Here is a 24,749-nt window from a genome sequence, read left to right on the forward strand (position 1 = left end):
CTCACTCCTCACTCCTAACTTCTAACTCCTTCTAACGAAGTTGACAAAAGACTCGTTAGTATAGTAAACAATCTGGTTGCAAATGTGATTGAGTGAATTATCCTGCGCCGTCTCCAGAACTTGACTTAGGGTCTATATTTCCCTTTGATCTGGATCAGTTTCAAAAAGAAGCGATCGCGTCCCTAAACGCCGGACGCTCCGTAGTCGTGTGTGCGCCCACAGGTTCGGGCAAAACATTAGTTGGGGAATATGCCATTTATCGCGCCCTGGCGAGAGGAAAACGTGTATTTTACACAACTCCCCTAAAGGCGCTGTCGAATCAAAAATTACGTGACTTTCGAGAAAAATTCGGGTTTGATCAAGTCGGACTGTTAACTGGAGATGCCTCCATTCACAGGGATGCACCGATTTTAGTGATGACCACAGAAATTTTCCGAAATATGCTCTATGGCACACCCATCGGGCAAGTCGGTATCTCATTAGTAGACGTGGAAGCGGTAATACTTGATGAGTGCCACTACATGAACGATCGCCAGCGCGGTACAGTTTGGGAAGAATCTATCATCTATTGTCCCCGAGAAGTGCAACTGGCAGCCCTCTCAGCAACGGTTGCCAACAGCGATCAACTCACCGATTGGTTAAATCGCGTTCACGGCCCAACTGACCTGATTTACTCCGATTTTCGCCCAGTTCCCTTAGAATTTCACTTTTGCAATCCCAAAGGGTTATTTCCCCTGCTGAATGATAGCAAAACCAAAATTAACCCCCGTCTTCTTCAGAAGAAGAAGGGCAGAGGGGGAGAAAGGGAAAGGGGAAGAAGTGGTAGACCGGAAGCTCCTGGTATAATTTATACCTTGAGCCAGTTAGAGCAACGGGATATGCTACCAGCCATTTACTTTATATTCAGCCGCCGGGGATGTGATAAAGCGGTGGCAGAAGTAGGTGATTTATGGCTGGTAAATAGTGAAGAGTCCCAAATTTTACGGGAACAGATTGATGACTTTTTAGCCCGCAATCCTGAAGCGGGGCGTTCTGGACAAATTGCACCTCTGTACCGGGGAATTGCTGCCCACCATGCCGGAATTTTGCCTGCTTGGAAAGCACTGGTAGAAGAACTATTTCAGCAAGGGCTGATTAAAGTAGTATTCGCCACTGAGACGCTAGCTGCGGGAATTAATATGCCCGCCCGAACAACGGTAATTTCTACCCTTTCCAAGCGGACTGACACCGGACACCGCCTGTTGAATGCTTCCGAATTCTTGCAAATGGCAGGACGAGCAGGCCGCCGGGGGATGGATAAACAAGGTTATGTGGTGACAGTCCAAACTCCCTTTGAAGGAGCTAAAGAAGCGGCGTATTTGGGAACATCCAAGCCAGACCCCCTCGTAAGCCAGTTTACGCCCAGTTATGGCATGGTACTCAACTTGCTGCAAACTCATACCCTAGAGCAAACTAGGGAACTGATAGAGCGCAGTTTTGGACAGTACATGGCCACCTTGCATTTAAGGCCAGAATACGATGAGATGGCCGAACTGGAAAAACAATTAGCTCAACTTCACGAGCAAATCGCCGCAGTTGATGAAAATGAACTGGCTATTTATGAGAAATTGCGGCAACGCTTAAAAGTGGAACGTCAGATATTAAAAACCCTGCAAGAGCAAGCGCAGGATGATAGACAAGAAGAATTGGGGATGATGTTGGACTTTGCAGTGTCAGGAACTCTGTTAAGTCTCAAGGGCAAAAACATTACAGTATCTTCACCAGTAACCGCAGTGTTGGTGGGAAAATCGCCTGGTTCTGGTCAAGCTCCTTACTTGGTATGCTTGGGGCATGATAATCGCTGGTATGTGGCAACCACAGGGGATGTAGTCGATTTATATGCTGAACTGCCGCGAATTGAAGTGTCACCAGATATACTACCACCGCCAGAGATGCCCTTGAAACCAGGACAGTCGCGCCGTGGTAACGAAGAAAGCTTTGCGATCGCAGTGCGTATTCCCAATCCGATAGAATCTTTGCATCTGGCACCAGAAGTAGCAGAACAACTCAGTCGCACTGCTGCTGTCCAAGAGCAATTAGAAGCTCATCCCCTACATCAATCAGGCAATGCTGCCACACTTTTCAAGCGTCGAGCCCGTTATGTAGAACTAGAAGCCGAACTTGAACAGTTGCAAGGGCAAGTAGAGCAACAATCACAACGCCATTGGGAAGAATTTCTCAATTTAATTGCAATTCTGCAACACTTTGGTGCTTTAGATAACTTAGTGCCCACAGTGTTAGGGCGAATTGCTGCCGCCATCCGGGGTGAAAATGAATTGTGGTTGGGTTTAGTATTCGCTAGTGGTGAATTAGACAACTTAGATCCCCACCATTTAGCCGCCGCCGCCGCCGGTTTGGTGATGGAAACGCCCCGTCCAGATAGTAAGGTTAACTTTGAGCTTAGTAATGAAGTGGGAGAAGCCTTAGCAAAATTGCGGGGAATTCGCCGCCAAATGTTCCAACTACAACGGCGGTATAATGTAGCGCTGCCTATATGGTTGGAGTTTGAGTTAATTGCGATCGTGGAACAATGGGCGCTAGGAATGGAGTGGATAGAACTCTGCGAGAATACTACCTTAGATGAAGGCGATGTGGTGAGAATTCTCCGCCGGACGCTGGATTTATTATCACAAATACCCCACGTTCCCCATTTACCAGACTCTTTTCAGCGTAATGCACACCGAGCGATGCAGTTGATTGATAGATTCCCCGTGAATGAAGTAGTTGAATGAACAATAGAGACGCAAAATTTTGCGTCTCTAGATATCTGAAATTATTACGGATAAACCTTCATGAACTGTATTATCTCTTGCCCCACTGTTCAATTTTCAGTTGATTAAATATTAGTGGTACGTAGTTAAAAATGCTTTTTTTGGTTTCGTATACTTTAAAACATTAATTACATCTGTACAAGCTATCAAGATGTCATTGATAGTCTATTAAGAGTTATAGCGATCGCTATTAACGCTTTTAAATCCTAATACACTAAGTTTCCAGTACCTCGCAACTGCCGCAAAGAATTGATACATAGTGGACAGTCGCAGCCAAATGTCTTAATTGCAGCATCACTTTCCTCTTCAGTAAAGTTCAACATGGCAATATTCTTATCTGATATTGATGTGACAATGGTCGAGGAACGTGCAGATGAGGTATACGGTACCTTTCTCTCTGAATCTCGAATGCACACAAAATCTGTTCCACCATGTGGGTTAGTAATACAGGTACGACCGTCTTGTGTGTGCATCAATCGCTGTGTAATACTACCACTAGCATGGGCAGGATGAAATGTTACTAGCGTAGACATCATCGACACAAAAATTGAAGAAGTGGAAAGCAAATTCAGAAGAATTTTTCTGTTCATAGATTTCTTGAGAAAATTGTCTACTAGTTTAGGGTATTCGATTCACTTTCAAACTTCAAGTGAATTTTAATAAGAATAGCTAGCTTGACACTTGTTACTCAATAAAGTTCCATGTCTACTCAAGTTCGATCGTAAAGTAGTCAAACAGGCTTCATACCTGGTTTTGATATCTAAGTTGCGTACTTCACAAAATTTGAATCTGCTACAACCAAGTGAGTATAAATAACTAAAGGTTAGTAGTAAGCAGCAACTCTACGAGTTCTCCAACAGAGTACTGACAACGTATTGTGACATCGCATTTAAAGAACAGCCTCACATAGAACAGGTATCAATACTGTTCGGTTAAGGCAAGAGACGCGATAAATCGCCGTCTTTACAATAATTAGTCCTTTGTCCTGACGGCGATTTATCGCAGTTTGATATCTATTATTTTCATCTAATAACCTTAACTGAACTGTATTGCAACAGGTATTATTTGTATTACTAAGATAGTAATTGTTTGCTTGATGTAAGTATAAGAGCTTAATTAAATTAAAGCTCGTAGTTAACGGCTCTAGCCCTGTAAATCTGATTCAGAGCGATAAATTGCTCACCACAAACAAAAACTATATTTTATATATTTATATATTATTGAGAACTATTACCGCTATTTTTACAAGATTTAAAATCTGATTTAAATCAAAAAATAGGATAAATATTTAACAAAAAAACTGATATAGATTCTCATTCTTAAATAATCAACTTGTAAAAACTGCTGTTTTTTATTACATTTAATAAAAGGCTCATATATCAAGTAATTTAATAGCCTTAACATAAAACATGAAGCAAAAACTACATTCAGAATCTTCAGATTGTTGCAACTGTGGACATGACCATCACGAGAATCATAACCATGCTCATAATCACAATCATGATGAGAATCATAACCATGACCACGAGGGAGAATTCAATCTGAAAAAAGAGATTTTGCCTTTGGTAGCGATTTTCAGTTTATACGCGCCTGGTGTGATTTTTGAAAATCAATTGCACAATACATTCTACTCAATTGGTGAATATCTGCTTTTCATTCCTGCTTATTTATTAAGTGGATGGAGTGTTTTAAAAACTGCTGGGCGTAATATTCTTAGAGGTAGAGTATTTGATGAAACCTTTTTGATGACAGTAGCGACACTAGGTGCGATCGCAATTCATAAATTACCCGAAGCTGTCGGAGTAATGCTATTTTATAAAATTGGCGAATTGTTCCAGGATATTGCCGTCAGTCGTTCTCGTAGTTCCATCAAAGCCTTATTAGAAGTCCGCCCAGATTATGCAAATATTCAAACAAACGGAGAAATCAAGAAAGTATCTCCAGAAACAGTAAATATTGATGATATTATCATTGTTAAACCTGGAGAAAAGATTCCCTTAGATGGCGAAATTATAGATGGTAATTCACAAGTTGATACATCTGCATTAACCGGAGAATCTGTCCCGCGAACGGTGAGGCTGGGTGAGACAGTTTTGGCTGGGATGATTAATAAAACCGGTGTTCTCAGCATTAGAGTCACCAAACTATTTGATGACTCTTCCATCGCCAAGATTTTAGATTTGGTGCAAAATGCCAAAAGTAAAAAAGCCGAAACAGAAAAATTTATTACCAAATTTGCCCGATATTATACGCCGATAGTAGTTTTTACATCTTTAGCAGTTGCAATATTACCTCCTTTATTCATTTCTGATGCAACTTCTTCCCAATGGGTTTATCGCGCCCTGATTTTACTAGTTATCTCCTGTCCGTGTGGACTGGTTATCAGTATTCCGTTAGGTTATTTTGGAGGTGTAGGAGGTGCTGCTAGACGCGGTATTTTAGTTAAAGGCTCTACTTTTCTAGACACCCTCAATTCAGTCAATACGGTTGTTTTTGATAAAACTGGAACCTTAACTAAAGGTATATTTAAAGTAGCCGAAATAGTCCCAAAAAATGGCTACAATGAACAAGAATTACTACAATTAGCTGCCAAAGTAGAATCGCACTCAAATCATCCCATAGCTCAATCTATTCTTAAAGCTTATGGAAGAAAAATCGATGAATTTGAGGTGAGAGATTATGAAGAGATAGCAGGTTATGGAATTAGAGCCAAGGTTGAAAATCAGGTAGCGATCGCGGGGAGCGATCGCCTACTCCACAGAGAGAATATTGCTCATGATAATTGCCAGTTAGAGGGAACAGTTATTCATCTAGCAGTGAATAATATTTATGCTGGATATATTGTGATTGCTGATGAAGTTAAAGAAGATGCGAGACACGCTATTCAAGCACTCAAGAGAATGGGTGTACAGAGAACAGTAATGTTGACAGGAGATAATCAAGCGATCGCTTCCCGGATTGCTGAACAGCTAGGCATAGATGCTTACGAAGCAGAGTTATTACCAGAAGATAAAGTTTATGCCCTTGAAAAATTACTCAGCACTGCCGGCAAGCATGGTAAAGTTGCCTTTGTTGGGGATGGCATTAACGACGCGCCAGTGATTGCTAGAGCCGATGTTGGTATAGCAATGGGTGGCTTAGGCTCAGATGCAGCGATCGCAACTGCTGATGTTGTCATCATGACAGATGCGCCATCCAAAGTGGCAGAAGCGATCCAAATCGCCAGAAAAACCCGTAAAATTGTTTGGCAAAATATTGGTTTTGCTTTAGCAATTAAAGGTTTATTTATTGGATTGGGTATTTTCGGTATAGCGACAATGTGGGAAGCCGTCTTTGCTGATGTTGGAGTAGCAATGCTGGCAATTTTAAACGCAACTAGAGCGATGAAATAAAACTTTTGCCAAATCGGGAATTCGTAATTGGAAATTTGTAGTAGTTAAAATTGATGGTAAGGAGTTGTTTATTTAATGCTTCTCACTCATAAACTGCTACCCAAAATAGAACTAATGAATTCATCAATTAAAGGTATTGCTACAGCTACTTTAGCTTTACTGACTAGCTATGTAGCTAACCCAGCCTTTGCACTACCCCAGAAGATTAATCATCCAGTTACTGTTGCTAAATCGCAACCATTAACAGACACCTTGATTATTCCTGGCGAACGAGTGGGAGCGATCGCCCGCACAACCACCAAGCAAGATTTAGTCAAGCTGTTTGGTGCATCTCATCTCGTTGATAAAACAATTTCCGGTGCTGAAGGAATAGGTAGTTTTGCAGCGACGCAGGTAAATTTAAACCAGGGACGCTCTCTGCTAGTAGTTTGGAGTGATAATACTCGTACTAAACCTCTAGATGTGCGTAACCTAGGTTCAGCTTGGAAAACCCGCGAAGGTATTGGAGTGGGAACCCCTTTAAGCGAGTTACGTAAGAAGTTAGGTGATTTTAAACTCTATGGATTGGCATGGGATTACGGCGGTACTATTTTGTTGGATAGTAGTAAATTGTCCCGCTATCAAGGCAAACTCATTTTACGAGTAGATGCTGCTCCTAATGCTTCCGAAAAGTTTCTCAATGACTACCAAGCGGTGTCTGGGGATAGTACTTTTTCCTCCAGCAATCCCCACTGGAAACCTTTGGGAATCAGGTTAGCAGAAATTATCGTTGTACTGAATCCTAGTCAGTAGTGGTATGCTAAACATCAGCTTGCTTGCTAGGATGTAGAAAAACTATGAAGACGACGTTATTATACTAAATCTGTAACTAGTAAATTACTTAGAGTGTTCCAAAAAATAAATGATCCAAAACCCGTCATTGCGAACGCTCGCAATGACAATTGGGCATTTTTTTACTTGGAGTACTCTTACAGAAGAAATTATATTAAGTGACATCTTGTGTCGCAATCATGTTTCAGCTATTGAAACCAACACATTAAACCAGATTGCAAGCTCGATCATCTGGCGAGTCGTATTGAGTAAAGATCGTTAACTCAAAAAGTACCTGCATGTCCTCCGAGCAGCATCTACAAGACGAAATCGATGGATTACAAGAGAATTATTCCCTAGTAGCCGAGAAGTTAAAAAGGTTGCGTCGCGATTATGCGATCGCAACAGATACTCTCATTCGCTTTCAATTAGAAAAGCAAATTGAACAAACTGGAACCGAACTACAGGAATTAGATCGGCAGATAGCCGATCTGGAACAAACTTTATCTAGTGGAAAAGTGTATCGTGCGTTGTTGAAATTAGGCTATCGAGAGCAAACGCGAGCATTTCGGAAATTTATTGAGACTCATTCAGTAGGAGCCTTTCTAATCTCCGGTTCACTGTACTATGGTCAACGCTGGTTGTTGAATCGGTTAGTGCGGCAAAATGTCCCCAATATTATGACGGGAAAAGTTGTAAGAATTGAACTCAGTCGCATTGCTCGGAGAAGTGACAGTGCTGCATTGTGGCGTGAACTTGGTGGTAGAGTTGGTCTAGGTAGACAAAGCTCAATTGCTGAAATTGCTGAACGAGTTTATCAATGGTGGCTAACTCAAAATGTTCTGCTAATTTTTTATGATGTCGATTGTCTTTCAGAAACTCTTTTGCACGATCTGATCCAAGATTTCTGGTTAGTATTAGCGACCAAAGTTAACACAGCTAGCCCCCAAGGGAGTCAATTCAAATTATTAATGTTCCTAGTAGATTATGATGGCTGCGTCGGTAGTTGGAATATTCCTTTTGTAGAACGCCTTGACCTTAACTGGAAGCCAGATAACCCTGTGAAACTGCCTGAGATTAACCAGTTTTCTGACGATGAATTGACTAACTGGCTAGAATATGCGGCGGACGAATTGCCTACTAAACTGATGGATCGGATAGATGAAACAGTACAAACAATACTGAAAAATAGTGATAACGGCATTCCAGAACCCGCTTTGGGCGAAATTTGTCAACTATCTGGCTGTAATTGGTATGACGAAGAGGAAAAATGGTTAAGGCTGTAGGCGGAAAACTCTTGGAATATACAGGTAAAGTTCAGCCCCAGCTAGGAGAAAGGGGAGCGAACGGACAGCTTTTATATCCTTATTTGCCTAACCCGGAACTGGTAGAAGCAGTAAACTTAGCGATTTATTTGGAACGCCCTTTACTGCTGAAAGGTGAACCGGGATGTGGTAAGACTCAACTTGCAAGTGCAGTTGCTTACGAGCTAGGTTTAAACTTAGAAGCTTGGTACATCAAATCCACCAGTCGAGGGCGGGATGGTTTATATAACTATGATGCCGTTGGACGTTTGCGGGATGCTCAACTAGCAGCTTCCAATCGCCTGACAGCAGAACAAATTCAGCGAATTGATGACCCAACTACATACGTACGTTGGGGGCCTCTGGGACGGGCATTTCAGCAAGACAACCGCACTGTTGTCCTAATTGACGAAATTGATAAAGCTGACATTGACTTTCCCAACGACTTGCTGCTGGAATTAGATGAACGGCGGTTTATTGTCGAGGAAACAGGTCAGGAAATTAAGGCTAAGGCAGCACCCATTGTTTTAATTACCAGCAACGATGAGAAAGATTTGCCAGATGCCTTTTTACGTCGGTGCTTGTTTCACTATGTAGAATTTCCTAGTCGTGAGCGGTTGATAGAGATTATCAACGCTCTTTTTCCTGCTTCACCTCAAGCTTTGGTATATAAAGCCATAGTTCGCTTCTTTCTACTGCGAGAAGAAATGCGAAAAGATAAAGGGGAGGCAGGTAAAAAAGTCAGCACCAGCGAATTAATTGACTGGTTTCGCGTTCTAAGTCGTTATCCTCAAGATGAGGCTCTGGCAAAACTAGATGGCAAAATACCTTATGCTGGCGTGTTGCTAAAAAGTTGGGATGACCATATACGCTATTTGAGACAGAGCCGTGGAAGTGAATGATTTGCCTCTACTGGAACTTTTTACTAAACTGCGTGAAGCTGGTTTACCACTCGGTATAGAGGAGTATCAGTTAGTTTTACAAGCTATACAAGCTGGCTTTGGGATTAATGACCAAGCTGCTTTAAAACGTTTGTGTCAGACTTTGTGGATTAAATCTGCTGAAGAATTGCGATTATTTGAATATCACTTTGAACAATTAATAACTATTAATAGTATTTTGCCAACGCCAGAAAAAGTTGTTAAACATTCTCGGCAGTATCAATTATCTCTAATTACTCGCTACTTGATTTTAGGGTTTATCGGAGTAGGAATTGTCTTAGGTGTTGGGCTAACTTTAAGACAGCGAAATCCGACACCACAGCCACTCGCACAGCCAACTGCACAGCCAACTGCACAGCCAACTGCACAGCCAACCCCACAGTCACCCGCACAGCCAACCGCAACACCAAAAGACACAAACCAGCCAGATTTTATTTTTTGGAGTTTGCTATCACTTATAAACTTAAGCGCTGGATCTGGATATATATTTTTTAGGTGGATATTTCAGAGGAGGGCTGAACATAACGATCGCAGTGCCTTGCTTCCCAAACCAAATCTCACTTCTATTGCTTCCCCGATTCCTACAAAATTAGCAAAAATAATCAAAGATGAGGTACAAGTAGCTCAGGTCGTGCTGCAAGCTACTAGCAAAAGCGAGGAAAGTCTCTACAATCGTTTCATCCTAACCACTGAGTATCTTCCTGTAACTGAACGGCAAATGAAGCAGATTTGGCGCTACTTGCGCCGTCCAGTACGTGAAGGACAACGCACAGAGTTAGACGTAGAAGCAACGGTTAAACAGATTGGACATCAAGGTTTACTACTCGAACCTGTTTTGCTACCGCGTCGAGTAAACCGAACGGAACTACTATTACTAATTGACCAGGATGGCTCGATGGTGCCTTTTCACGAGATGTCATATCGTTTGGCAACAACTTCCTGGCGCGGGGGTCGTTTGGGCAAATCTGGGATTTACTATTTTCACAACAGCCCCGTTGAATATCTCTACCGCGATCGCAATTATCAACAAGCAGAGTTAGTCAGTGATATCATCACTCACAATTGCTCTAACCGGACGGCTGTATTAATTTATAGTGATGCTGGCGCTGCCCGTGGCGGCCATAGCGAGGAACGTTACGAATTAACCAAAAAATTTCTCGCCCAGTTAAAACAAAAGGTACGTTACATTGCTTGGCTGAATCCCATGCCTAAAAAGCGTTGGCTTGGGACAACATCTGGAGAAATTGCCCACCTTGTCCCAATGTTTGAAGTCAATCGTCGGGGTTTACAAGATGCTGTAAATGTGCTGCGCGGACGAATTACGAACTTTGAGGAGCAGGGAAAATGAGCAAAATTAGTCCTCAAGTTGCTAACCGACGTATAGAGTCTTTTAGTAAACGATTCGGAAAAGCTCATCTGTATTTGGCATATCATGCTGCTTTTCCCTTAGCGCTTACACCCAATCTTTTATATCGGATATGGGCTAATTTCCAACGAGATATTCACGCTCAAGTGCTAGATATCCCCTGGATAGGGGTAGCGGATCTGTTGCTTTCTAGTCTTTGTGATGAAGCTGGGCATGAACTCTACGAAATGGATTTGTCCATCCGAAATGTGCTGTTAAAGCGATTACAGGAAGACGAAAAGTTTGGTCAACAGAGGATTAATGAACTATCGAAGTTTTTACTTGATTATGTACAACAGCAACTTCAGAGTGACGATCCCGATCTGCGCGACTTTGCTCAAGCTCAGTATTGGACAGCGATCGCATATACTAAACCCAGTGAGGCAGCTAGTGAACTAACAGCGACTCTCAAAAAAGCCTATCAGTCCGATAGAGCAGATTTAATTCGATTAGCATCATTGGTAGAAACTTTAGCAGAGCCACTAGCAGAATTTGAGGAACTACTGATTGATGCTCGAAAGATGAGGAGCTTTGCCTCTAGCAATCAAAAGGCTGTAGAGCCTCCATTGGCAAAAAATAAATTTCCTAAGTCTTTAATTTTTTCTGGATTGGCTTTAGCACTGGTTAATGTCAGTTTTTGGTATCTTTACGAGCCAGCAAAAGCAATTCCCATGTGTATGCAGTCTTTCATGGAGCCACAAGGCAATGACAAAGCACTTGGTATTGGTGTTGCAGATCAAGACGGTAGAGTAGATTGGACATCTGTGAAAAACTCTGGTATGACTTTCGCTGTTGTAAAAGCTACAGAAGGTGTTGCCATCAAAGACTCTGCTTTTCCTAATCACTGGCGAACTCTGAAAGCTGATGGTATGATTCGGGGTGCTTATCATTTCTTTCACCCACATACATCTGACCCGGTTCAGCAAGCAAAAGAATTCTTAAAAACTGTTGGTAAATTTGAACCTGGAGATTTACCACCAGTTTTAGATATAGAAGTAACAGATAAGGTAGATAACCAAACTGTCATCAATGCAGCCAAGCAATGGTTAGTAGAGGTAGAAAAAGAGCTAAAACAACAGACTGGAAGGACAATCAAACCAATTATTTATACTTTCCCTAGCTTCTGGCAAGAGCTTGGTAATCCATCTGATTTTGCTAGTTACCCTTTATTCATTGCCCACTACGGAACTCAGCAACCATCAATTCCTAGCCCTTGGCAGGGCAAATATCTATTCCATCAATATAACGGTGACATATCTGGTGTACCTGGCGTTAGCGGTAGAGCTGATTTGAACTACTTCAACGGCTCAGTACAAGACCTTAAATGTTTTGCAAAGTCGCCATCCCTATTCCAAGTGACATCCCAATTACGTAATCTCATATCTGGACAAAAAGTTACAAAAGCTACAGAGCCTCTTGTTAGCCCAACTTTCACACCAGTAAAATAGCTAAAACTGGTCAATAATAGTATTTTGGGTCATTAAAAGCTTTAAAATTTTCTAAGTGTGTGTAATTAAAAATTACTGCGGCAAACTATAATTCGTATTAAACAACAAAAGGCTGTGCGATCGCATTTCTCACCTCCAAAAAAATAGGGCATGATAAACCAAACCTTTACCAACGGTTATGCATTATTCATTGGCATAAGTGCAGATTTACCAGTCACTGTCAAAGATGCAACGGCTATACGAAATATACTGATTGGTGGCGAGCATTGCAACCATAAGACTTATGTAAATATACAGTTATTTGGCGCATGGAAATCAGGATTTCCTCATCTAGAAAACAAGGAAAATAGAGATATTCAGTTAATTGGTGTTTGTTTATACTATTTCAAATTTTTGTAGTCGTTATACTTATGGCTTAGGTTCTACCTGGGAATTAGGAAGTGGCTTTGCCACTTCTTTTTATTAATTTAGTAACTCGGCAAAAAATAAATTAAAAGTTAAAAGTAATTTGTTGAACTTTTAACTTTTATTAGTTTTTATATCATGTCCGTTTAATAGACCATAAAATAATTAGCCTGTGAAGTGATGGCTTTGCAACCTTCAACAGAACTTTGGTCAATTATAGACATGATATTAATCATTACTCATTGTATCTTGCCATCTCTCCCGCTTGGGCTTACTCTCCACATCGCGCGATCGCGCTTCTTGCCAAGTTCCCCACATTAGGGATTGCTGTTTTTCAATATGGTTAATAAAGTGGATGATTGGCTGATCTGCTTTAAGGGGAGTTTTTAAATCAAACTTAATTGTTTGGACAATCTTGATGTCACCCATGAGAAAGAATTTACCTGCAATCTTGGTTAGCCACAAAACAATTCGATTGCATAACCAACCAAAAAATCCTTTACGTTTCTTAGTCATTAACAAGATTTGACCTTCAGCTTTTCCACCCTCATGGAGGCGAACTGCAAACATGGTGTGAACATGAAAGAAATCGGGGCCAAGTGTTACAATGCCAATGCTACCATACCAATAACAAACACTGTAAGTTATGACATTTTTGTAGACAAGACGGATAAGCTTAATGAAAGATGAACTATCTTTAATGGGTGTAATATTACTAAAGATAATTGCATTTTCGTTCAGTTCTTGTCTTTCAAAAATGATTTCTATTGGCAGTTCGTGGACTGTATTGATGTGTTGAGCATCGATGGCGTTAATCATCACCACATTGGGGTGACAGTTCATCACAAAGTGAGAATGGATGGTAACATCACACTCTTTTTGTTCCAACTCTGGAATAAAAGGTAGGGGTTGTTGTGGTATCTCTCCAGTCCAAACCCAAATCATGCCGTACTTCTCAGCAGTGGGCCAAGTTTGTAACTTTAGGGAAGGCGGCGTATCTAAACATGGAATATCAATACACATCCCTTCACCATCAAACTTCCAGTGGTGAAAAAAACAACGGAGTGCATTACCTTCAACTTTACCTTCAGCAAGGTGAGCGCCCATGTGAGGACAGTAGGCATCAAAGGTAGCTACTCTTTTGTCTTTACCACGGTAAATTACTAGTTCTCTGCCCAAAATCTTGACAGGTTTTACCTCACCCAACCGCAGATTTCGAGAGGGGATTACCCAATACCATCCCTCAATAAAACGCTCTGGATTATTAAAATTTTTAGGTTTACGTGTTGAGCTAAAAGTCTGCGAGTTTAGATTCATTTTTATAGTTTCACTTGAGGTGAAGCAATTGATCTAGAAGTAACATGGAAACTTTTAAAAAACAGTTACTTTCAGTACCATGACAACCGACTATCCAATAAATAGATAAAAATCAAGAGGCAAAACTTTAATTAATTTTATTTAAAAATGTTACAATTATGTCAACTAAATATAAGATTATATAGCTACTTTCCATTACTAAGAGATATTTGGAAAATCAAGACTTAGTAAAAGCTCTAATTAGATAAAAAGTTAAACTACCGATGCCAATATTTTGCCAAACCATCAAATGACTTATAGCAGTCCTATTTGATTCGTGAAAAATATGGAGAAGGAAACGAACCGCAAAGGACGCAAAGGACGCAAAGGGAAGAAAGAAGAAAGAGATGTATAGTTTTCAGAAATGATTTATGACTGCTATAGCAACTACTAAAATATGTGATAATAGTTACAAGAGTTGGGAGGGTCTGCCGTGTTAACTCAGGATGAAAAACTGCTTTTAATTGGCCAGGTAACAGATATAAGCGGAATCCCTATCAGGACAATTCGCTATTATGAGAGTTTAGGCTTACTCAAATCTTCTAGACGAACAGAGGGAGGCTTTCGCCAGTTCTCATTGGATGTACTGACTCGTCTAGCGTTTATTAAAAGGGCACAGAATCTTGGTCTTAGCTTAGAAGAAATTGGAAATATTCTTCAGGTCTATGACCAAGGTCAAGCTCCCTGTGGTGAAATTAAAGAAAAGCTCGAAGACAAGCTTTTGCAAATTGACCGCCAAATGGATCAGTTATTAACTTTACGGTCTGAAATCAAGGGATTACTTTCAGGCTGGAAGAATATCAACGACCACCATAAAGATACAATTTGTCCCATTATTCAAAATAAGTCTTAATTCGTAATTTAAATACCTCAATGCTGAATACAAAGAAATAGAAAAGAATAAAGAAGTACGACTTATACAAACCTAAAGCTTGTAGGTTTGCGTCAGTTCGGAAAAAAAAGAAGATCGAGCAGTTTCTTTATTACGGCGTTGCTAATTGCGGTAAGTAATAATGCAAAATTGAAGAAGGCAGAAGGCAGAGGGCAGAGGGCAGAAGGAACTTTTTCGTTGGGGATTCAGACCCCAACCAATTGTAAGCACCGTATAGACAGTGGGGTTTTATACCCAAGTTCGGTTCGGTCACAGGCAGAGGGAGGAGGCAGTATTCCCTTCTGCCTTCTGCCTCCTGCCCTCTGCCTTTCTTGATAAATATACATTTGTCATTGCGAATGGAGCAAAGCGGAATGAAGCAATCCCAAGACCTTGCCTTCGCGAAGCGTGTCCGAAGGACTTATGCTTCGCTACATTTAATTCCGTACCCTACGGGAAGGCTCCGCCTACGCAATGACATAAATATTTTTGTATACGCACCTATGAAAACGATTGTGCATTGCGGTGAAAAATCCTTGTAGAGACGTAAATTTTTACGTCTTTACATTCAAGTTCATACCTCGATTCAGCAACGCCTCTTTTACTTTAGGATTCAGAACTTTTATAGAGGAGAAACCACCATAACTCTAGTCCAATTAAGGCAAAACCTGCGATCGCAACACCAACTTTCAATGCCAAAGGTTGCTCTATGTGGTTAAATTGGCTGTTTTGCTCTGACGAGTGGGCTGGCATTTCTGCTAATGTTACACCTGGTGATCCAGTGAGAAGCACTAAAGCTACAAGGCTTCCCCAAAGCGTTTTTTGACTGAACATTTCCTAAATTACCCTACAGTTATGAGATAGCTTTTGGTTGAAAGTTACGCAATCTCAGAGCATTGCTAACAACTGATAGCGAAGAAAGAGCCATCGCAGCCCCGGCGATAATTGGGTTGAGTAACCAACCAAAGAAGGGGAAGAGAATTCCAGCTGCAATGGGAATACCAATGATATTGTAAATAAAGGCAAAGAAGAGATTTTGCCTGATATTATTGATGGTGGCGCGGCTGAGTTGAATCGCTGTAACAATTCCTTGCAAATCTCCAGAAATTAGGGTGATATCGCTAGCTGCGATCGCTACGTCTGTTCCTGTGCCAATAGCAATTCCCACATCAGCCTGTGCTAAGGCTGGCGCATCATTTATACCATCGCCAACCATTGCGACAATTTTAGATTTTGAATTAGAAAATTTCTCTATTTCCCCTTGCAGGGATTGGATAATCGCTGCTTTTTGGTCTGGACGAACTTCGGCAAATACTCGCTGGATGCCAACTTGCGCCGCGATCGCATCAGCAGTTTTACGATTATCTCCGGTGAGCATTACTACTTCTAAACCTAACTTCTGTAATACTTTCACCACTGCTGTTGATGAAGGTTTCAGGGCATCGGCAATACCCATGATTCCTTGTAGTTCGCTATCTACAGCAATCAAAATGACTGTTTTACCATCAGTTTCCCACGCTTCTTTATACTGCTGAAGACTCACGGTGTTAATTCCCAGTTCTATTAACCAGCGTTGTGTACCAATTTGCACAAGCTGATTTGAAACAACTCCTTGCACACCACTACCTGCATTAGCTCTGAAGTTCTGTGCATCTGTTAAACTCACCTCTTGAGACTGGGCGTATTTCACCACCGCTTCAGCTAAAGGATGCTCAGAATTGCGTTCCACCGTTGCTGCTAACTGTAAAAGCTTGATTTCATTACCATTAGCTGTGCCGTTGACAGTTACAAAGTCTGTCACCGTAGGTTTTCCCTGAGTCAAAGTGCCGGTTTTATCTAGAACGATAGTTTGAATTTTGTGTGCTAGTTCTAAGCTGTCTGCACCCTTAATTAAGATACCATTTTCTGCACCTTTGCCCGTCCCTACCATTACAGAAGTTGGGGTAGCTAAACCCAAAGCACAGGGACAGGCGATAATAAGTACACCTACTGTTGTCATTGTTGCTAGGGTGAAGTTGCCAGTGAAATTAAACCAAACGACGAAAGTGGCGATCGCGATCGCAATCACAGCAGGTACAAACCATCCCGTAACTCGATCTGCCAAGCGCTGAATTGGTGCTTTAGAACCTTGGGCTTGTTGCACCAATTTGACGATTTGAGCCAAAAACGTATCATTTCCGACTCGCGTCACCCGAAACTGAAATGCACCAGCACCGTTAATTGTCGCCCCAATCACTTCATCTCCTGGCTGCTTTTTGACTGGCAAACTTTCACCAGTCACCATCGCTTCATCTACCGTCGAAGCGCCTGTAATCACTTCGCCATCTACCGGAATCTTTTCACCAGGACGCACCAAAATCACATCATTGATTCTGACTTCAGCGATGGGAACATCAATTTCTTTACCATCACGGATAACTCTGGCATCTCTGGCTTGCAATCCAATCAGTTTGCGGATGGCTTCAGAAGTTTCTCCTCTAGCGCGATTTTCTAACAACCGCCCCAACAAAATTAAGGTAATAACAATGGCGGCAACTTCATAATAAACATGAGGGATTAAGCCCTGAGCAATAAAAAATTTCGGGAAAACAGTCACAAACAAAGAACATAGATATGCTGCACTTGTACCCAAAGCAATCAGCGTGTCCATCGTTGCCGTATGGCGCTTAAGAGTTTTCCAGCCATTGCGGTAAAAAGATCCACCACACCAGAATACGACGGGTGTTGTCAGCACTAACTGTAACCAAGGATTTTGTAGGAAGTTGGGAATTAAGGGCAAGTTCAGCCCAGTCATCATCGGTAACGATCCCAAAAATAGGAAAATGCTGATTACACCTCCCACAACTACCTTGAGAAAGAGTTGGCGTTGTAATGCTTGCCTACTCGCTTTCTCGGCATCATCTTCTTCAGAGAGTAATTCTGACTGGAGTGAATAGGAAGAGTATCCCGCAGATGCGATCGCACCTTGAATTTTCTCTAAACTTGCTAGAGAGCGATCGTACCTAATGGCAGCTTGTTCTACTCCAAAGTTAACGTTGCAGTCAATCACCCCAGAAACAGAGCGAATTGCCTTTTCGATATTGTTAGCGCAACCAGCGCAACTCATACCTCGAAGTTTGAGTGTGAGAGTATCCATATTGCGAATTGCGAATTGCGAATTGCGAATTGGGCATTAGGAATTGGGAATTGGGCATTGGGCATTAGTTATTTATTCTTTCTCCCCCTGCTCCCCCTGCTTCCCCTGCTTCCCCTGCTCCCCCTGCTTCCCCTGCTTCCCCTGCTCCCCCTGCTCCCCCTGCTCCCCCTGCTTCCCCTGCTCCCCCATCTCCCCCTACTCCCTTTCTTTACCCGACTGGATAGCCAGCAGCAGCCAAGGCTTCCTTAATTACTGTTTCTGATGCTTGAGTTTCTACACTGACAAGCTTGGTTGTGGGATCAGCTTGAACGCTAGCATTGGCATCCACTGCCTGAAGTGCTTTGGTGATGGTGCTTGCACAAACAGAACAAGACATATTAGGAACTGTGAGTTGGAGAGTCATAGATTTACGGGATAAAAATGAACAAACTAGCCAAACCAAGTTGGATGATTCAGGGATAACTGTCAACATTCAGAAATAACTGGTTGAAAGTCCCCTTGAATTCATACTAGACTCTCTAGCCGGCTGGAGAGTCTAGAGAATTTTAAAAGTTTTTTGCTAAACTTCAAATTTCTTTATAACTTTGGTTTGACTGAATAACAGTTGCCTATCAAAAATACAACGTACTACAAAATCCTTGTCATCCGAGAAAGCATGTGTTATCAAAGCTATATAACCTGTTGTTTTCCCCCCAGTTCCGGGAAAATAATACTTGAGACGCGGCTGCTGAACCAAGTCTCCTCCTCTCTTCACAACAAAGAGTCTTTTTTAAGGCTCTATTTGGAGTTTTCATGCAGCCAAAAAATTTAAAACGTCTCCTGCGGGCTTTAGGGCAGCAGGGTTTGGATGTAAGTTACAACAATCATACTTATTCTGTCCGTTTAGTTAATTCTCCTGATGCCCCTGTAGCAGAAGTGCTACTACCAGAAGGCTTCCCCGTAGAAGCTAAGGCGCTGAAGCAGTTAGCGAATTTGGCAAGCGTCCGTCACCCATCTGGCGGATGCGTTTGTCGTGCCTGTGCTACCCCTGACTTTCACCCAGGTGATGCAGGTGTTGCCATTGGTTCAATTGTGGAAACTGTGGGTCAGGTTATTCCTGGCGCTGTCGGTTCTGACATCAATTGTGGAATGCGCCTACACGTTGTTGATTTGACAATCGACGAATTCCTGACAAAGCGCGACCAATTCGTAGAAAAAATGAAGGGGGATTACTTCTTTGGTACGCGTGATGTGACAATGACTGCTAAGGCAATGCGATCGCTATTTCAATACGGAATTCTCGGTTGGCTAGATGCCATGCTAGATCAGCCTACGGGTAGTGTAATCAAATCTGATTGGCAACAACTAGCCCAAGAGAGCGATCGCATCTTCTTAGGTGGTTCAATGGATGGTAACTGGAAACTTGCGCCAGAAGAATTAGTTCCCGATGCTGGACTAGTCCGCGATGGTGGATTAGCAACCATTGGCGGCGGCAATCATTTTGTAGAAGTGCAGCGAGTTGATAAAGTCGAGAATCGCACCCTTGCCCACGCTTGGGGAGTACGCGAGGGACAACTAGCTTTTATGATTCACTCTGGTTCTCGAAATGTGGGTAAGTATATTGGGGGAATGTGGCGAGATAAAGCTAAGGCAACTTGGCAAAAAGGTCTGAAGTACCCTGATTCTCTGATTTTTCCTCTCTCTACTCATTCTCACCCCGAATTAGTCGCCAGTTATTTGCAAGCTGAGGCAACTGCTGCTAACTATGCTTTTGTCAATCGCCTCCTCTTAGCAGAATTGCTACGTCTGCGTTTGCGGGAAGTATACAAAGATGTGGAAGCACCTCTAGTTTATGACTTGCCCCACAACATTACCTTGTCAGAAGGTCAAGGATGGGTAACACGCAAGGGCGCTTGTCCCGCCCATGCAGGACAACCAGTGATTATCCCTGCTTCAATGGGTGCTTATTCTTATCTGATGGTGGGTAAAGGCAATGCGGCATTTTGCAATTCTGCCTCGCATGGGGCAGGAAGACTTCATTCTCGCTTCGACCTAAGCCGCAAAGGTGCATCTCAAAGTGAAGTAGAACTGGGATTAATCGGAATAGACTGCATAACCTTGCGTGAAGAACGCCGCATTGAAGAAGCACCAACCGCCTACAAACCGATTCAGTCTGTGATTGATGTGCAAGTTGAGGCAGAAATGGTGGACGTTGTGGCGCGGTTGAGTCCAGTGTTGACGTTTAAGGCGTAGCCCCTAAATAAAAAGCCCCTGGTGTTGACCAGGGGTATCCATCTTTATTCCCTCATATTAGAATTACATCTGTGGAGCTATGGCAAATCCGTATTAATGCAATTACTGTATAATCTTGATGATAATTTTGCAATCAGTTAGTTTAAATAGAAATTTACCTAGTGTCATCAACGAGAGCGATGTCTACGACGGGCTACGCCTACACTTCTTTTTCTTTACTCGATTCAGAAAATAGGTTTAGCACTTAGCTAAACCTATATTTTTAGTGCTGAAGCAGACATTCCAGATTAATTTAGTTCTACTTTGTATTACAAATCATCATGCTACAGAAACTAATCTGAGTTTTCATCAAAAAAGACCCTGGAATAATATCCAGGGTGCATACACGTTTTTCAGGCATTAACAGGCTGAATAATAACTTTGTAAAATAGTTATTTCTACTATCCTTAGAATGATCCGAATATTGATGTCCGCATGGTAGTAATGCTTTTTTGTTATTAGTCTGATTGATATATATTATTTAATAACACTAACCAGGCAGATTGTAATGATATTTTCTATTCCTTTAGTATCAGGCTAAACATTCTTTACTATGATATGCATCTCCTAATTAAGAAGTACTTTTCAGCGAAATTAATTACACTCTCACCAAGGTATCGCTGAGGCGCGATAGCGCTATTGGGGTATTTTTGTATCTGCCTAACTTGAAATATGGTGTCTATCTCCCTTACTTAAGTAGTTTGGTGTATTGACGTACCATCATAGTAGACATGAAAAAGGTTTAGCGGAGTGCTAAACCTTCATAGAAAGCAGTTATTCGACACACCAAAATTAATTTATAGCTCTTCTCAATTCTGGTCATCTTCCTCTAGGATGTGTACAATAATTATCAAGGCTGGTATTGGTTTTCATTGATAATTTTGAATTATAAATTTTAACTCATTTTCTTTTTTTTGCGTTGCTAATTATATGTATGAATTTTGTTATAAAGACGTTGCATTGCAACGTCTTTATAAAGGTTGGGAAATCATGCAAAATCATTTTATTTTTATAACTGAATTCAGTAACGCCTCTTTTTCTTTCTTTTGCCCTGTTAGGTGAAGGAGAAGAATTTAAGGCATTGCTGATTGCGGTATGAAAACGATTGTGCGTTGCGATGAAAAATCTTTGTAGAGACGTAAAATTTTACGTCTCTACATTCAAGTTCATACCTCGATTCAGTAATGCCGAACTTAAGTATTTTTAGGTAGCTGCACAGTGAACAAACTACCTTTACCTAGTTCAGAGGCAACCTGGATAGTTCCTGCATGCCCTTCTATAATGCGGTGAGATAGATGTAGTCCTAAGCCGCTACCTGAGCGTTTATTTTTGCCTTGGCGAAATCGCTCAAAAATTGTTGCCTGATCTTCGGGCGCAATCCCATATCCTGTATCTTGTACTTCAATTGTTACCGAATCTTGATTTCCGGGATGAGGTGATGTTTCAAAAATGCGGATTGCGATCCCTCCTGTATCTGTAAATTTGATGGCATTGGCGATCAAATTATTTAGCACCCGCCGTAGTTCCAAGCGATCGCCCATAATAATCCCAGGGTTTTTACTCAGTGGATCTAATTCACGGGTATCTATTTCTAGAGTCAAGCCTTTTTCATTAGTTAGAGGACTTAGTTCGCTGACTACTTCTTGAGATATCTCACGTAAATCGCATACTTCCCAATTCAACGTTTTTTTACCAGCCTCGAAGCGATAGACTTCTAGGAGGGTATTTACCATTTCCATCAAATTTTGGTTACTGCGAATCATGACTGCGATCGCCTGTTTCATTTCTGGCGAAATTTTGCAGAATGTTTCCATCTCAAACAAATTCAACATCCGATCGGCAGCGACTAGGGGAGTTCGCAAATCGTGAGTCAGACGAGAAACAAAATCTTCGCGTTGGCGAGCCATTTTTTGTTGTTCGTCTAGACTGTGCTTGAGACGTAATAGCGATCGCACCCTTGCCAGTAGTTCATCAGTATCAAATGGTTTACGAATAAAATCGTCAGCACCAGCATCCAAACCTTCGACAACGCTAGATTCATGAAAGGCAGTAATCAAGAGAATTGGAATATAACTAATTGCTGGGTTTTTCCGAATTCGACGTGTAACTTCATAACCATCTATCCCCGGCATCATCACATCTAACAAAATCAGATCGGGTGGAGATTTTTCAACTTGCTGCAAAGCCTTTATTCCATCTGAAACCAAATCAATTTCATATCCCTCACTTTCTAAAATTGCTTGAACCAAAATGAGATTATCTCGAATATCATCAACTGCGAGAATGCGATAAATTTTATTATTTTCAACTACAGACATAATTTATCAACTTTTATTAACTTCTTTAGAAAGTAATTTATAATTTAAATTTCGGATATCCTATCGGTGCTGATTTAGCTTGAGAAGATGACTGATGCGGATTTTGAGCAGAGTAAAGAATCTCATCACCATCTAACTGAAAAGGTGGAGCATTGGCTGCTACAGTTGATAATGTAATTTGACGCGGTAATTCAATTTTAAACATTGAACCGATGCCCACTTTACTCTCCAGAAAAATTTTACCGCCCATCATTCGCACTAGCGAATCTATAATTGCCAAACCCAGACCTGTACCTGGATATTTGCGAGTGATAGTTTGATCGACTTGCCTAAATGCTTCAAAAATGCGTTTAAAATCTCTGGGTGCTATGCCAATACCTGTATCCCGAACAATAATTGCTACTCGATTTGCAGGTAGTTCCTTAACCTCAACCCAAATCTCACCAGACTCAGTAAACTTAATGGCGTTGGAGAGCAGGTTAATCAAAACCTGTTTAATCCGAACAGGATCGTTAAATACCAAAGCATTTTGCAAATCGTTTTGCACTAGCAATGGTAGATTTTTAGCATCAGCTAGAGAACGCATTTCAGCTACAGTCAGATTTATTACTTTTGATACATCAAATATTTCTGTCTTGAAGTATAATCGTCCTGCCTCCAGCTTAGAAAAGTCGAGAACTTCATTTAACAACATCAGCAAATGCTTGCCATTATTTAAGATGCGCTCAACCATATCGGTTTGTTGGTGAGTTAGTTGGCCGAATTTAGGACGCAGCAGTACTTGCGAAAAACCAATAATAGCACTCATGGGCGTTCTGAGTTCGTGTGACATAGTTGCCAAAAAATGTGATTTGAGCCGTGATGCCTCCAATAGTTTGAAGTTTTGCATTTGAATCTGTTGCTGTTGTCTCTCCAATTCTTGGTTCTTACGAATGAGTTCTTCATGACTTTCTCTAAGCTGCTCATTGGCTAAAGCTACCTGCACTTCAGCCTGATAAACCCGAATTGCACTCCACAAAACCTGTACCAAATTTTCTGGAGATATCCTAGACTTAGATAGATAGTCTGTAGCACCAGCTTTGATTAATTGCACAGCATTTTGTTCATCTCCTTCACCAGTTAGAACTACTAAAGGAACTTTAATTTCTGAAGAACGTAGCTGTTGGAGCAAGGTTAGACCATCCTGGGCTAGTAAGTGATAGTCTAAGAAAACACAATCAAATGTAGCAGTGCTTAAAGCAGAAAACGCATCATTACCATCGCTTACTTCAGACAGTTCCATGTGAACACCTGCTTTCACCAGGGCATCACGAACTGCCATCCTGTCTACTTCGTCATCGTCTACAACCAAGATTTTCACCGTCTGTTCCATCTGTTTTTATTTTTGCCGCCAAACATAGGTTGATGTATAACATTTCTCTTTTCAGATTATCTAACTAAAGAATATAATATTTTCGGACATCTAAAATCTGTAACTTGATTAACTAAGGCAGATAGCAGAGAATCCAAATCAATACTTGTTGAGTCTTTTCATCATTTCCATAAAGTTAGGTAAGATTAAAGGCTTGAGGATATATCTAGCTAAATTTCCGTTTTCAGCCTTCACTTAATCTAGTCAGATTAGGGCTTTTAAAGCTCCTGTTTTTAGTATTTGTCATTATCCACATCTAATAATTTTTCCTTCGTTGCTATAAGCAGCGAAATATAATTCCAAGGCTAATAGCTCAAAACTTAAGTTCTGGGCGAGATGGGTGTGAGTGTAATATTTTAACTGTGACAACAATGTGGGTAATGACATGGTTCTTAGACATGGAGTTCCTGACTATTCTAGGTATTAACTTTGGTTGAATTTAATCTGTTGTATCCTGAATCTGGTTAATTGACCAGAGGATTGGAATTAAACTCCTAGCAAATGACCAATGACTCTCAAAAAACTAGCAATGAACAAACTGAAAACTATTGCTCTGAAAAAACAGACAGCGCTGATATAAAGTAAAATAAAATACTTTACCAAGCTTAAAACAATTGTAAATGAGCAAGCAAGCTACCGTCGTCAGCCATTGGTGAGAGTTGCGTACCATAAGCTTGAGCAGTTTTACCCATCAGATTGGTTAGATCGGGTAAATAAGAAAGGACTGTCTATACCGAATTTGCGAATTACAAGTAATCTTACCTCCTGATATTTCGACACTTTTCTGAACGATAGCAAGACTTGTGTTAGGATTTTCCTGGCGATCGCGGACTTGCACTGTTTGGAAAATCCCCAAAACCTAAACCCTTAA

General features: G+C 41.2%; 17 protein-coding genes. 10 read left to right on the forward strand and 7 right to left on the reverse strand.

Annotation, left to right across the window (positions count from 1 at the left end):
- Nucleotides 1-92 precede the first annotated feature (92 nt).
- Nucleotides 93-2,771, forward strand: coding sequence for a DEAD/DEAH box helicase (locus GTQ43_RS23950; protein ID WP_265275210.1), 2,679 nt, complete (start codon nucleotides 93-95; stop codon nucleotides 2,769-2,771).
- A gap of 245 nt (nucleotides 2,772-3,016) precedes the next feature.
- Here GTQ43_RS23950 and GTQ43_RS23955 read toward each other — a convergent pair whose 3' ends face one another.
- Entirely contained in the window at nucleotides 3,017-3,400 is a 384-nt protein-coding gene (locus GTQ43_RS23955) for a hypothetical protein (protein ID WP_265275211.1), read from the reverse strand.
- A gap of 819 nt (nucleotides 3,401-4,219) precedes the next feature.
- Between GTQ43_RS23955 and GTQ43_RS23960 the strand changes: the two genes are divergently transcribed.
- The 7 genes from GTQ43_RS23960 to GTQ43_RS23990 all read left to right on the forward strand — a co-directional run bounded on the left by GTQ43_RS23960 (nucleotide 4,220) and on the right by GTQ43_RS23990 (nucleotide 12,509).
- Nucleotides 4,220-6,202 carry a heavy metal translocating P-type ATPase gene (locus GTQ43_RS23960; RefSeq protein ID WP_265275212.1) on the forward strand — a complete coding sequence of 661 codons (1,983 nt, stop codon included), beginning with the start codon at nucleotides 4,220-4,222 and terminating at the stop codon, nucleotides 6,200-6,202.
- Between the two features lie 114 nt (nucleotides 6,203-6,316).
- Entirely contained in the window at nucleotides 6,317-6,994 is a 678-nt protein-coding gene (locus GTQ43_RS23965; protein WP_265275213.1) for a hypothetical protein, read from the forward strand.
- 317 nt (nucleotides 6,995-7,311) lie between these two features.
- On the forward strand, nucleotides 7,312-8,298 hold the full coding sequence (locus tag GTQ43_RS23970; RefSeq protein WP_265275214.1) for a DUF3450 domain-containing protein: 987 nt from the start codon (nucleotides 7,312-7,314) through the stop codon (nucleotides 8,296-8,298).
- A complete protein-coding gene (locus GTQ43_RS23975; protein WP_265275215.1) occupies nucleotides 8,283-9,218 on the forward strand; it encodes an AAA family ATPase in 936 nt (311 codons plus the stop codon). The genes GTQ43_RS23970 and GTQ43_RS23975 overlap by 16 nt, the downstream gene beginning before the upstream one ends.
- Nucleotides 9,205-10,605, forward strand: a complete 1,401-nt coding sequence (locus GTQ43_RS23980; protein WP_265275216.1) for a hypothetical protein — start codon at nucleotides 9,205-9,207, stop codon at nucleotides 10,603-10,605. The genes GTQ43_RS23975 and GTQ43_RS23980 overlap by 14 nt, the downstream gene beginning before the upstream one ends.
- Nucleotides 10,602-12,110 (forward strand): glycoside hydrolase family 25 protein, encoded by a 1,509-nt coding sequence (locus GTQ43_RS23985; RefSeq protein WP_265275217.1) that lies wholly within the window; start codon nucleotides 10,602-10,604, stop codon nucleotides 12,108-12,110. The genes GTQ43_RS23980 and GTQ43_RS23985 overlap by 4 nt, the downstream gene beginning before the upstream one ends.
- A 150-nt stretch (nucleotides 12,111-12,260) precedes the next feature.
- Nucleotides 12,261-12,509, forward strand: a complete 249-nt coding sequence (locus GTQ43_RS23990; RefSeq protein WP_265275218.1) for a hypothetical protein — start codon at nucleotides 12,261-12,263, stop codon at nucleotides 12,507-12,509.
- 234 nt (nucleotides 12,510-12,743) lie between these two features.
- On the opposite strand, the gene GTQ43_RS23995 is transcribed toward GTQ43_RS23990, so the two are convergent.
- The gene (locus GTQ43_RS23995; RefSeq protein WP_265275219.1) at nucleotides 12,744-13,832 is read right to left on the reverse strand and encodes an aromatic ring-hydroxylating oxygenase subunit alpha; all 1,089 of its coding nucleotides are present in this window, start codon (nucleotides 13,830-13,832) and stop codon (nucleotides 12,744-12,746) included.
- A gap of 472 nt (nucleotides 13,833-14,304) precedes the next feature.
- Between GTQ43_RS23995 and GTQ43_RS24000 the strand changes: the two genes are divergently transcribed.
- Entirely contained in the window at nucleotides 14,305-14,724 is a 420-nt protein-coding gene (locus GTQ43_RS24000) for a heavy metal-responsive transcriptional regulator (RefSeq protein ID WP_265275220.1), read from the forward strand.
- Nucleotides 14,725-15,348: 624 nt separating this feature from the next.
- Here the strand turns inward: GTQ43_RS24000 and GTQ43_RS24005 are convergent.
- The 3 genes from GTQ43_RS24005 to GTQ43_RS24015 all read right to left on the reverse strand — a co-directional run bounded on the left by GTQ43_RS24005 (nucleotide 15,349) and on the right by GTQ43_RS24015 (nucleotide 18,281).
- On the reverse strand, nucleotides 15,349-15,576 hold the full coding sequence (locus GTQ43_RS24005; protein WP_265275221.1) for a hypothetical protein: 228 nt from the start codon (nucleotides 15,574-15,576) through the stop codon (nucleotides 15,349-15,351).
- Between the two features lie 19 nt (nucleotides 15,577-15,595).
- Nucleotides 15,596-17,878 carry a heavy metal translocating P-type ATPase gene (locus tag GTQ43_RS24010; RefSeq protein WP_265275222.1) on the reverse strand — a complete coding sequence of 761 codons (2,283 nt, stop codon included), beginning with the start codon at nucleotides 17,876-17,878 and terminating at the stop codon, nucleotides 15,596-15,598.
- A 208-nt stretch (nucleotides 17,879-18,086) separates the two neighbouring features.
- Nucleotides 18,087-18,281 (reverse strand): heavy-metal-associated domain-containing protein, encoded by a 195-nt coding sequence (locus tag GTQ43_RS24015; protein WP_265276535.1) that lies wholly within the window; start codon nucleotides 18,279-18,281, stop codon nucleotides 18,087-18,089.
- Nucleotides 18,282-18,670: 389 nt separating this feature from the next.
- Here GTQ43_RS24015 and GTQ43_RS24020 point away from each other — a divergent pair, with 389 nt between their 5' ends.
- A complete protein-coding gene (locus GTQ43_RS24020) occupies nucleotides 18,671-20,110 on the forward strand; it encodes an RtcB family protein (protein WP_265275223.1) in 1,440 nt (479 codons plus the stop codon).
- A gap of 1,232 nt (nucleotides 20,111-21,342) precedes the next feature.
- Here the strand turns inward: GTQ43_RS24020 and GTQ43_RS24025 are convergent.
- Both GTQ43_RS24025 and GTQ43_RS24030 read right to left on the reverse strand, forming a co-directional pair.
- Nucleotides 21,343-22,467, reverse strand: a complete 1,125-nt coding sequence (locus tag GTQ43_RS24025; RefSeq protein WP_265275224.1) for a hybrid sensor histidine kinase/response regulator — start codon at nucleotides 22,465-22,467, stop codon at nucleotides 21,343-21,345.
- Nucleotides 22,468-22,504: 37 nt separating this feature from the next.
- Nucleotides 22,505-23,839, reverse strand: a complete 1,335-nt coding sequence (locus GTQ43_RS24030) for a hybrid sensor histidine kinase/response regulator (protein ID WP_265275225.1) — start codon at nucleotides 23,837-23,839, stop codon at nucleotides 22,505-22,507.
- Between the last annotated feature and the right edge of the window lie 910 nt (nucleotides 23,840-24,749).

Origin of the sequence: Nostoc sp. KVJ3 (assembly GCF_026127265.1) — a bacterium.
Classification (GTDB): domain Bacteria; phylum Cyanobacteriota; class Cyanobacteriia; order Cyanobacteriales; family Nostocaceae; genus Nostoc.

Excerpts from the sequence above, each read along its gene's own strand:
- GTQ43_RS23955 (WP_265275211.1), bottom strand. The coding sequence starts at position 3,400 with ATGAACAGAAAAATTCTTCTGAATTTGCTTTCCACTTCTTCAATTTTT.
- GTQ43_RS23960 (WP_265275212.1), top strand. The coding sequence starts at position 4,220 with ATGAAGCAAAAACTACATTCAGAATCTTCAGATTGTTGCAACTGTGGA.
- GTQ43_RS23965 (WP_265275213.1), top strand. The coding sequence starts at position 6,317 with ATGAATTCATCAATTAAAGGTATTGCTACAGCTACTTTAGCTTTACTG.
- GTQ43_RS23970 (WP_265275214.1), top strand. The coding sequence starts at position 7,312 with ATGTCCTCCGAGCAGCATCTACAAGACGAAATCGATGGATTACAAGAG.
- GTQ43_RS23975 (WP_265275215.1), top strand. The coding sequence starts at position 8,283 with ATGGTTAAGGCTGTAGGCGGAAAACTCTTGGAATATACAGGTAAAGTT.
- GTQ43_RS23985 (WP_265275217.1), top strand. The coding sequence starts at position 10,602 with ATGAGCAAAATTAGTCCTCAAGTTGCTAACCGACGTATAGAGTCTTTT.
- GTQ43_RS23990 (WP_265275218.1), top strand. The coding sequence starts at position 12,261 with ATGATAAACCAAACCTTTACCAACGGTTATGCATTATTCATTGGCATA.
- GTQ43_RS23995 (WP_265275219.1), bottom strand. The coding sequence starts at position 13,832 with ATGAATCTAAACTCGCAGACTTTTAGCTCAACACGTAAACCTAAAAAT.
- GTQ43_RS24005 (WP_265275221.1), bottom strand. The coding sequence starts at position 15,576 with ATGTTCAGTCAAAAAACGCTTTGGGGAAGCCTTGTAGCTTTAGTGCTT.
- GTQ43_RS24010 (WP_265275222.1), bottom strand. The coding sequence starts at position 17,878 with ATGGATACTCTCACACTCAAACTTCGAGGTATGAGTTGCGCTGGTTGC.
- GTQ43_RS24015 (WP_265276535.1), bottom strand. The coding sequence starts at position 18,281 with ATGACTCTCCAACTCACAGTTCCTAATATGTCTTGTTCTGTTTGTGCA.
- GTQ43_RS24020 (WP_265275223.1), top strand. The coding sequence starts at position 18,671 with ATGCAGCCAAAAAATTTAAAACGTCTCCTGCGGGCTTTAGGGCAGCAG.
- GTQ43_RS24025 (WP_265275224.1), bottom strand. The coding sequence starts at position 22,467 with ATGTCTGTAGTTGAAAATAATAAAATTTATCGCATTCTCGCAGTTGAT.
- GTQ43_RS24030 (WP_265275225.1), bottom strand. The coding sequence starts at position 23,839 with ATGGAACAGACGGTGAAAATCTTGGTTGTAGACGATGACGAAGTAGAC.